General features: G+C 63.4%; 9 protein-coding genes and 1 pseudogene. 5 read left to right on the top strand and 5 right to left on the bottom strand.

Annotated features, from left to right (window positions below):
* Together PHX69_RS13495 and PHX69_RS13490 are read right to left on the bottom strand one after the other, a co-directional pair.
* Positions 1–383: ABC transporter permease subunit (locus PHX69_RS13495; protein ID WP_502958532.1), on the bottom strand; the 383-nt coding region annotated here is incomplete at its 3' end.
* A 117-nt stretch (positions 384–500) separates the two neighbouring features.
* On the bottom strand, positions 501–1625 hold the full coding sequence (locus PHX69_RS13490; RefSeq protein ID WP_288044347.1) for a branched-chain amino acid ABC transporter substrate-binding protein: 1125 nt from the start codon (positions 1623–1625) through the stop codon (positions 501–503).
* 228 nt (positions 1626–1853) lie between these two features.
* On the opposite strand from PHX69_RS13490, the gene PHX69_RS13485 reads away from it, so the two are divergent.
* From PHX69_RS13485 to PHX69_RS13475, 3 genes are all read left to right on the top strand, one after another.
* A complete protein-coding gene (locus tag PHX69_RS13485) occupies positions 1854–2687 on the top strand; it encodes a helix-turn-helix transcriptional regulator (protein ID WP_132750499.1) in 834 nt (277 codons plus the stop codon).
* A 132-nt stretch (positions 2688–2819) separates the two neighbouring features.
* Positions 2820–4511, top strand: a complete 1692-nt coding sequence (locus tag PHX69_RS13480; RefSeq protein ID WP_288044344.1) for an FAD-dependent monooxygenase — start codon at positions 2820–2822, stop codon at positions 4509–4511.
* Positions 4512–4533: 22 nt separating this feature from the next.
* Entirely contained in the window at positions 4534–4728 is a 195-nt protein-coding gene (locus PHX69_RS13475) for a DUF2783 domain-containing protein (protein WP_132750497.1), read from the top strand.
* Here PHX69_RS13475 and PHX69_RS13470 read toward each other — a convergent pair whose 3' ends face one another.
* Positions 4729–5850: an RNA-guided endonuclease InsQ/TnpB family protein gene (locus PHX69_RS13470; protein ID WP_288044338.1), complete on the bottom strand. Its 1122-nt coding sequence runs from the start codon at positions 5848–5850 to the stop codon at positions 4729–4731.
* Between the two features lie 135 nt (positions 5851–5985).
* Complete coding sequence (locus PHX69_RS13465; RefSeq protein WP_119014847.1) at positions 5986–6366, bottom strand: PilZ domain-containing protein; 381 nt, start codon at positions 6364–6366, stop codon at positions 5986–5988.
* A 110-nt stretch (positions 6367–6476) separates the two neighbouring features.
* Between PHX69_RS13465 and PHX69_RS13460 the strand changes: the two genes are divergently transcribed.
* Both PHX69_RS13460 and PHX69_RS13455 read left to right on the top strand, forming a co-directional pair.
* A complete protein-coding gene (locus tag PHX69_RS13460; RefSeq protein ID WP_288044336.1) occupies positions 6477–7232 on the top strand; it encodes a 2OG-Fe dioxygenase family protein in 756 nt (251 codons plus the stop codon).
* A gap of 52 nt (positions 7233–7284) precedes the next feature.
* On the top strand, positions 7285–7722 hold the full coding sequence (locus PHX69_RS13455; protein WP_119014845.1) for a universal stress protein: 438 nt from the start codon (positions 7285–7287) through the stop codon (positions 7720–7722).
* Between the two features lie 122 nt (positions 7723–7844).
* On the opposite strand, the pseudogene PHX69_RS13450 reads toward PHX69_RS13455, so the two are convergent.
* Positions 7845–8504: pseudogene (locus PHX69_RS13450) on the bottom strand (tripartite tricarboxylate transporter substrate-binding protein); the annotation flags it as partial.
* Positions 8505–8621: the final 117 nt, after the last annotated feature.

The raw sequence follows: 8621 nt of genomic DNA, 5'->3' as shown, positions 1-8621 counted from the left end.
GCACCCTGGCCCAGGGCCACCCAGTTTTGCAAGAAGATGGACATACCGATGGCAGAGATCAGCGCCACCAGGCGCGGGCCGTGGCGCACGGGCTTGTAGGCCACCTGTTCGACCACAAAGCCATATACGCCCGTCAGCACCACGGCCACCAGCAGCATCAAGCCGATGATGACGTACACCGGCAGACCGCTTTGCGTGCCAATGGCCGAGAGCGTGACCAGGCCCACGTAGGCTCCGATCATGTAGATTTCGCCATGCGCGAAGTTGATCATTCCGATGATGCCGTACACCATGGTGTACCCGATGGCAATCAGCGCGTAGATCGCACCCAGCGACAGGCCGTTGAATAGCTGTTGTATCAGCTGCGGCAAGAGTTCAGACATGCAGGGCCATCCGAAATAAGAAAAGGGCACAGATATGCCCAGGACAATGAATAAAGCAACAAGGCATGGCCCTGCTGTGAAGTAGCAGAGCCATGCCTTGCGCGTGGGGGCGAAATTTTACTTGGCGGCGATGGACTTGCTGCCGTTCTTGTGCCACTGGAAGACCTGGAAATCAAAAGACTTCAGGTCGCCCTTTTTGTCCCAGCCAATGTTGCCGATGGCGGTGTCAATGTTGCTCTTGTGCAGGTGGTCAGCGACCTTGGCGGGGTTGTCACCCACGGCCTTGATGCTCTCGATCAGTGCTTGTGCCGCAGCGTAAGACGACAACTGGAAGGCGCCCGAGGGGTCGCGCTTGTTGTCCTTGAAGGCCTTGACGATGGCGGCGTTCTTGGGGTTGGCGGCAAAGTCAGCGGGCAGCGTCAGCAGCATGCCTTCGACGGCGGGGCCAGCAATGGCGTTGACTTCAGGGTTGCCCACGCCCTCGGGGCCCATGAAGCGGGTTTTCAGGCCTTGCTCTGCCGATTGGCGCAGCAGCAGGCCCATTTCAGGGTGGTAGCCGCCGTAGTACACAAAGTCGATGCCCGCGCTCTTGAGCTTGGTGATGACTGCCGAGTAGTCGCTGTCGCCGGCGTTGATGCCCTCGAACAGCGCCACGTTGATGCCGGCCTTTTTCAGGTCATCGCGCACCGAGGCGGCAATGCCCTGGCCATACGATTGTTTGTCGTGCAGCACGGCCACTTTGGCGGGCTTGACTTTTTCGGCGATGAACTTGGCAGCGGCGGGGCCTTGCTGGTCGTCACGGCCAATGGTGCGGAAGATGAACTGGTAGTTCTTGCCTTCGGTCAGGCCGGGCGACGTGGCCGAGGGCGTGACCACCACCACACCTTCGTTGTTGTAGATGGGGGCGGCTGCAATGGCTGCGCCCGAGCACACGGGGCCGACCACGTAGCCAATCTTGGCGTTGATCACGCGGTTGGCAGCCACGGGGCCTTGCTTGGGTTCGCAGGCGTCATCGACCGTGACCAGCTCGATTTTTTTGCCGTTGATGCCGCCAGCCGCATTGGCCAGCTCGACTGCCGTGGTGGCGCCTTCCTTGACCATGTCACCGTACTGCGTCAGGGCGCCGGTGGTGGGGATCACCATGGCAATCTTGATATTTTGGGCGTGTGCGGTGGACAGCAGCATGGTGCCAGCCAGGCTCAGAGCGGCCACTACGGTATGCATGCGAAACGGGGTAGTCATGGGGGTTTCCTTCAACAAGAAGAACAAATTCAAAAAAGCAAAACAAGGCGCCACAGGCGCCGCACGGTTTCGCTAAAGCCGCGCAGCTTAGTCTATTCGCAGGCAGGTTCATTACAGGGCATACAGGCTGGTGTCCAAGCAGGCTTTGCGGTATATGGGCGCGCGCCTGCCGTGGTGATGGAGTGCGCTGCAAGCGGGTGTGTGGGGGCCTGGGCTACAGTGGCGCCCATGTCCAGCCACTGGTTGCTTTCACCGCCCCGCGTCCACGGCTTGCAGCTGCCGCTGCACGGCGCCAGCGCCCTGCTGGAGAAGCTGGGTAGGGGCAATAGCCACGCCGTGGCCGAGGACTTGCTGCATCTGCTGGGGCGGCAGGTGCCGCTGGCGCAGTGCGCTATTTTTACCTTCCGGGGCCAGGGCAGCCCGCAATTGGTAGGGCTGGGCGACCGCGCACGCACCCACGGGCTGGCGCTGATTTCGCAGGACTACGTTACGCGCTTTTACCCGCTCGATGGCAGCCAGCGCGTGATGCAGGCCGAACAGGCCAGTGCGCGCCACACCAGTGCCAGCCCGGTGCGCGTGCTGCTGCACCGCCAGCGCAGTACCGATGTGCAGCATCCGGACTACCGTGCCGTTTGCTATGAGCTGCCCCGCCTGGTCGAGCGCCTGTCCATCCTGGGCCCGCAAGAGGGGGGGCGCTGGCTGTCGGTCAACCTGTACCGGGGCGAGGAGCATGGCCTGTTCGACGATGCCGCCATTGCCACCATCGAGGCCTACGCCCCGCTGATCGTGCAGGCCATGCGCCTGCACTACGCCGCACAAACACTGCAAGACGATCTGGCGGGCCTGGTGCTGGCGCGGCTGCAACAGCGCTTTGCCGGCCTGACGCAGCGTGACCTGGACGTGGTGCGCGGCGTGCTGGAGGGCCTGTCCACCCCGGCACTGGCCGAGCGCCTGGGCCTGACGCACGAGAGCGCGCGCACCTACCTCAAGCGCGTGTACCGCAAGCTGGGACTGGCCGGGCAGCGCGAGTTGTTCGCCTTGCTGATGGCGCCGCAGGCGTAGCGGGCACCGGGGCGGAGCGTTGCTGGCCATGTCCCCAAATGGGGACGCGCTGGGCGGCGGGCGCTTTTTACACTCCACGCTCCCCCTGGCCGCAGCGCTGCGGCGCAGCGCTTTTGTAACGGAGACAACACCATGCACCAGCCGACGACACAAGCCCGCCCTTCCATCTATTACCCCTACCAGGTGTTCCAGCCCTGGCTGGCCTCACAGCACCCGGCGCAAGAGCGCAAAAAGGTGGTGATCGTGGGTTCGGGCCCTGCGGGCATGGTCACTGCACTGGAGCTGGCCCGCCACGGCGTGCCCAGCGTGGTGCTGAGTGCCGAGTTGCAGTTCTCGCAAGGCAGCCGCGCCATCGTTTTCACGCGCCGCTCGCTGGAAATCCTGCAACAAGTGGGCGTGGCCGACCGCATGGTCGCTGGCGGCCTGCCTTGGCGCTTTGGCAACTCGTTCTACCGCAACCAGCTGTGCTTTCGCATGGAAGCGCCGCACGATGCCGACGACCGCTTTGGCCCGCTGCTCAACGTGCAGCAGCAGTTCATGGAAGAGTACCTGCACGATGCCTGCGCTGCCAACCCGCTGATCGACTTCCGCTGGGGCAACAAGGTGGTCAAGGTGGAGCAAAAAGACGGTTACGCCAGCGCCACCGTCGATACCCCCGAGGGCGAGTACCAGCTCGATGCCGACTGGCTGGTCGATGCCTCGGGCGGGCGCTCGCAAATCCGCGACAACATGAAGCTGTGGATGGAGGGCTCGTCCTACGAAGGCTTCTTCGTCATTGCCGACATCAAGGTCGATTTGCCCCTGCCCACCGAGCGCCTGGCCTACTTTGACCCGGAATGGAACCCCGGCAACACCATCCTGATGCACCGCGAACCCCACGGCATCTGGCGTGTGGACTACCAGCTGCCCGAAGGCGAAACCCCTGAGCAAGCGCTCCACCCCGAGTCGCTCAAGGCCCGCATCGACGCGCAGCTGGCCATGATCGGCTTCCCTGGTATCGAATGGGAAATGGACTGGAGCTCGGTGTATTCGGCCCGCACGCTCACGCTGACCGACTATGTGCATGGCAATGTCATCTTCACCGGCGACGCTGCCCACCTGCTGCCCATTTTTGGTGTGCGCGGGGCCAACACGGGTTTTCAGGATGCGCAGTCGCTGGGTTGGCACTTGGCTTACACCATCAAGGGCTTGGCCAGTCCGCAGCTGCTGGCCAACTACAGCGCCGAGCGCGTGGGTGCCGCACGCGAAATCATCGAAGAATCGGGCAAGAGCGTGCGCTTCATGACGCCGCCCAGCGCAGGCTTCAAGCTGCTGCGCAATGCCGTGCTGTCGCTGTCGCTGTCGCAAGCGTTTGTGCGCCCGCTCTACCACTGGCGCACCTCGCGGCCGCACGAGTACACCCATTCCATGCTCAACAGCCGGGGCGATGACAACGCGCTGTTCACCGATGGCCCCGCCCACGGTGCGCCGCCGCGCAACATCCGCCTGGGCAGCAACGACTTTTTGCTCGACCACCTGGGCGGTGGGTTTGACCTGCTTTACTTCACTGACGCTGCTGCCATCCCCGAGTCGCTGGAACAGGTGGTGGCCGCTGCCCGCACCCGGGGTGTGGCTCTGAAGGTGATTGCCGTGGGTGCTGCCCAGCCCGTGGCCGGCGCCGACCACACTCTGGCCGATGCCGATGGCCACCTGCGCCAGCGCTACGGCATGCGTGCCAACGGCGGTGCGTACCTGCTGCGCCCCGATCAGCATGTGTGCGCGCGCTGGCTGACCCTGGATGCCGTGCGCCTGCAAGCAGCCCTGAATGCGGCATTGCCCCAATAACACCATTTGAGAGACAAGCACCATGAGCACCACTTCCCATGCCCTGAGCATCCCCGGCCTGGAAACCGTCTATGACACCCTGGCCACCGCCATTGACCAAGCGGGCCCTGAAAAATCCCAGCTGTTTCTGGTCAAGCTGGCGCTGCTGAACGCCAACGCCCTGGGCGATGCAGACGTGTTTGCTGCGCACATCGCCAGCGCCCTGCAAGACCTTTGACTACTCCCCGTCATGAATGACGGGGATTCTTAGCGCATTGGCGCAGCCCCCATCTTCATGCGGAGTTCCTTCTGCAAGACGCGCTAGCCCGCGCGCGAGAATGTTTTTTGCAGCATTCCTGTCGCGGTCGTTTACCTCGCCACATTCGCTGCAAACCCATTTTCTTATTCGCAAACCTGCTCTACCTTTCGGACTGCTGGCGGGGATGGCCCCGCAGCACGAACAAGTCTGGGTGGTGTAGTTTTCGTTGACTACTTCAAAGACGACACCGGCCTGGTGGCTCTTGTATTCCAACATCGTCTTGAGCATTGACCAACCCGCGTCCAGCGTGCTCTTGGCCATTTTGGTTTTGACCAGCTTTGCGCTGGTTACGTCGCCCACGAAGATGGTGGCGTTTTCTCGCACCAACTTCGTGCTGAATTGGTGCAGCAGGTCTTTGCGCTGGTTGGCAATTTTTGCGTGGATGGCGCGTACGCGCTGCTTTTTGTGCGCCCGCTGGGCAATGCCGAGCTGGCATTCAAGCTTGCGATAAAAGCGTCCCTCAATGCGCTCACCCGAGGAAGTGACCGCCGCTTCCTTCAGGCCCAAATCAATACCGACACTGGCTGCACCCGTCGTAGATTGAGGCTCAACCTTGACCACCACATTCAAGTACCAGCGCCCCCGGCTGTCTTGGCTGAAGCTGCCTGCGCGCAGTTCGTAGTCCGCCAAGCCGTAGCTGTCCCACAGCGAAAAACGTTGGCCAGCAAAAGCAATTTGCCCTGCTTTGTATTGCAAAGCTTGCGCTTTGAAGGGAATCCAGCCCAAGCTGTATTTGCTGCTTTGCGGGTTGCTCACACGCCAGCGCAGCTTGGCCTTTTTGAATTGCTTGCGTGCCTTGGCGTAGTCCTCACAGACTTGCTGCACGGTGGATGAGCCAATCTGCACACCGTCGCACTTGCTGAACCCCTTGGTCAGCTTTTGCAAGTCGTAGCCCGAGAGCCACTGGTGGCGCTCGCGGATAGCGCGATGGCTGGTTTCGTTGCAAAAATTCCAGACCTGATTGACCTCGCGTGCCATCGCAGACAGCACTTTTGCGTGCTTGTCTTTGATGCGCAGGCGCAGGGTTTTGGTGCAGTCCATGGCGCAGATTATTTCATCGAGTCGCCACTGAGGGCGGCTACGCCGTCCGCGCTCTTGACCTCGGGCTCAACCCCGAGGCTTTGCGCGCACTGGTAAATGCGCACTGCCTGCCCCGAAAGGGGCGGGCTGCACAGGTCAGAGGACGGGCGGCACCGGGTTGGACACCAGCTGCGCCAGATCGCGTTCCAGCAACTCGGCGGCGCCCAATTGCCATTCAATCAGGCGGCGCAGGTGCGTGATGCTGTCCAGGTCCATGTGCAGGCAGCGCAGGCCGGTGTGCTGATCGTGGCCGCGCGCCACCTCGACCGACATGGTGATGTGCTGCGGCGAGGGCGCCAAGGTCAGCTTGAGCTGGCACAGCGTGCCCGCCTCCAGCTCTACGCCAGCGGGCAAATCCACCAAGGCGCCTTTGAGCGAAAGGTCATGCACATGCACCTGGAAGGTGCCATTGGTGGTGGTCAGCGAGGCGGGCGCATCGAAGCTGACGCGAATGAACTGGCGGCGTTCGTAGGCCATGTGCGCTCCCGAAAGTACAGAGGCGGCAGTGTAGCGCCCCGAATAGGCCCCGAGGGCCCACCGCCCTGTGCGACACTGTGCCCACAGCGCAAACACCGATCATCTTGCCCATGGCCACGCCCACTTTTTTACCACCCTCGTGCTCCCCTTCTGAAGTCATCACGCGCTTGCAGCAGCGCGGTTTTGCCGTGCTGCAACCGGCCGATGTGGCCGCCTGGGCCGGTTGCACGCTGCCCGATTTGCAGGCCCTGCAATCCGACTGGAACGACCTGCCCCCCGACCTGTACCTGAAAGACGGTGGCCGCTACCGCCGCAGGCGCCACGCCTCCATGACGGTGCAGGGCAGTGCCGTGCAGCAGGTGCCCCACCGCGCCCACTGGCAGCCGGTGGAATACAACGCCCTGCACGGCGGCATGGAGCGCTGGTTTGAGCCCATGCGGCCCCAAACCCTGGCCGCCCCGGCCTGGAACGGTGTGCTGCGCGCCTTGGCCCGCGTGTGCGATGCGGTGTTTGCTGCCCCCGCGCAGGCACAGTGGTTTGTCGAGGCGCACCAGTTCCGCATCGATACCGTCGATGGCATTGGCCGGCCCACGCCCGAGGGTGCGCACCGAGACGGTGTGGATCTGGTGGCTGTGTTTCTCATCGAGCGCGAAGGCGTCAAAGGCGGGGAAACCCGGGTCTTTGAGGCCGCCGTCCCCGCCGGTGAGCGCTTTACACTCACTGCGCCGTGGTCGCTGCTGCTGCTGGACGATGCCCGCATGGTGCACGAGACCACGCCCATACAGCCAGCCGCACCGGGCGGGCACCGCGACACACTGGTCATCACGTACCGGCGCGGTGGTTTTCAGGACAGCCCTGCTGCCTGATACGCCAGCGTTCCAACGCGCTCTGTTTTACCCATCCCCAAGGAGAAAAACCATGTTCAAGCACATCCTCGTCCCCGTGGACGGTTCGCACACTTCCATGCTGGCAGTGTCCAAGGCCGCCGGTCTGGCCAAGGCCTTTGGCAGCGCCGTGACGGCGGTGTATGTGATTGATCCGTACCCGTTCACTGGCGTGGGTGCCGACTTTGCCTATGGCCAGGCGCAGTACCTCAGCGCCGCCACCTCCGAGGCCAATGCGGCGCTGGACGCCGTCAAGCAAGCCATGCAAGAGGCCGGTGTGGAAGTGACCGCCGTAGTGGGCGAAGGCCATGCCGTACACGAAGGCGTGGTGCGCGCCCTGGAGAGCACCGGCGCTGACCTCATCGTCATGGGATCGCATGGCCGCCGGGGCCTGGAAAAGCTCATGCTGGGCAGCGTGGCCCAGCGCGTGCTGAGCGCGGTGCATGTGCCCGTGATGGTGGTGCGCGAGTAACGCAGAAGCGGCCCCGCGCATCGGCAGCCACTACAGCGGCTGCGCACAGCAAAAAGGCTCCTGACCACAGGAGCCTTTTTGTTGGTGGCGCGCCCGCCGCAGGGCAGCGGTGCAGCAGCCTGCTATTCGATCTTGGCGCCCGAGGCCTCGACGATGCCCTTCCACTGCACATACTCGGTCTTGAGCAGCGTGGTGAACTGCGCGCTGGTCATGGCCTGGGGCTCGGCGCCCTGGGCCAGGATGGCAGCCTTCACTTCGGCGTTGCCCAGCAGCTGGTTGACGCGCGCGTTCAGGCTGCTGACCACGCTGGCGGGCGTGCCTGCCGGGGCAAACAGGCCGTACCAGGTGCTGACATCAAAGTCTTTGTAGCCCGACTCGGCAATCGTTGGCACATCGGGCAGCGAAGAGCTGCGCTTGCCCGACGTGACCGCCAGCGGGCGCAACTTGCCCGCCTTGATCTGGCCCATGGCCGAGGGCAGGGACGACACCAGCAAATCCACATTGCCCGCCAGCGCATCCAGCAGCGCCGGGTTGGAACCCTTGTAGGGCACATGGCTGAGCCGGATGCCCGCCGCCTTCTCGAACAGGTCTGCCGACAGGTGGATGGATGTGCCGTTGCCCGGCGAGCCATAGGTGATGGTGCCGGGCGCCGCGCGCGCCGCCGCAATCACGTCAGCCAGGCTCTTGAAGCGTGAGTTGCTAGCGGTGGCAATCAGCACCGGCGTGTAGGCCACATGGGCCACGGCCACCAGGTCTTTGGTGGGGTCCCAGGGCCACCCCTTTCAAGGTGTTGCCCGCCCAGCCTTGATAACCCGAGCGGTTGCTACATGCGAGCGAGCGAGGCTGCCGTCCACGAACCCTTTGGGAGCCTTGGGTTTGGGCGCACGCTTGCTGGTTGC

This window comes from Simplicispira sp., from assembly GCF_028687295.1.
Lineage (GTDB): Bacteria > Pseudomonadota > Gammaproteobacteria > Burkholderiales > Burkholderiaceae_C > Simplicispira > Simplicispira metamorpha.
The sequence above is the reverse complement of the archived record's forward strand: the minus strand, read 5'-3'. Positions and strand labels throughout refer to the sequence as shown.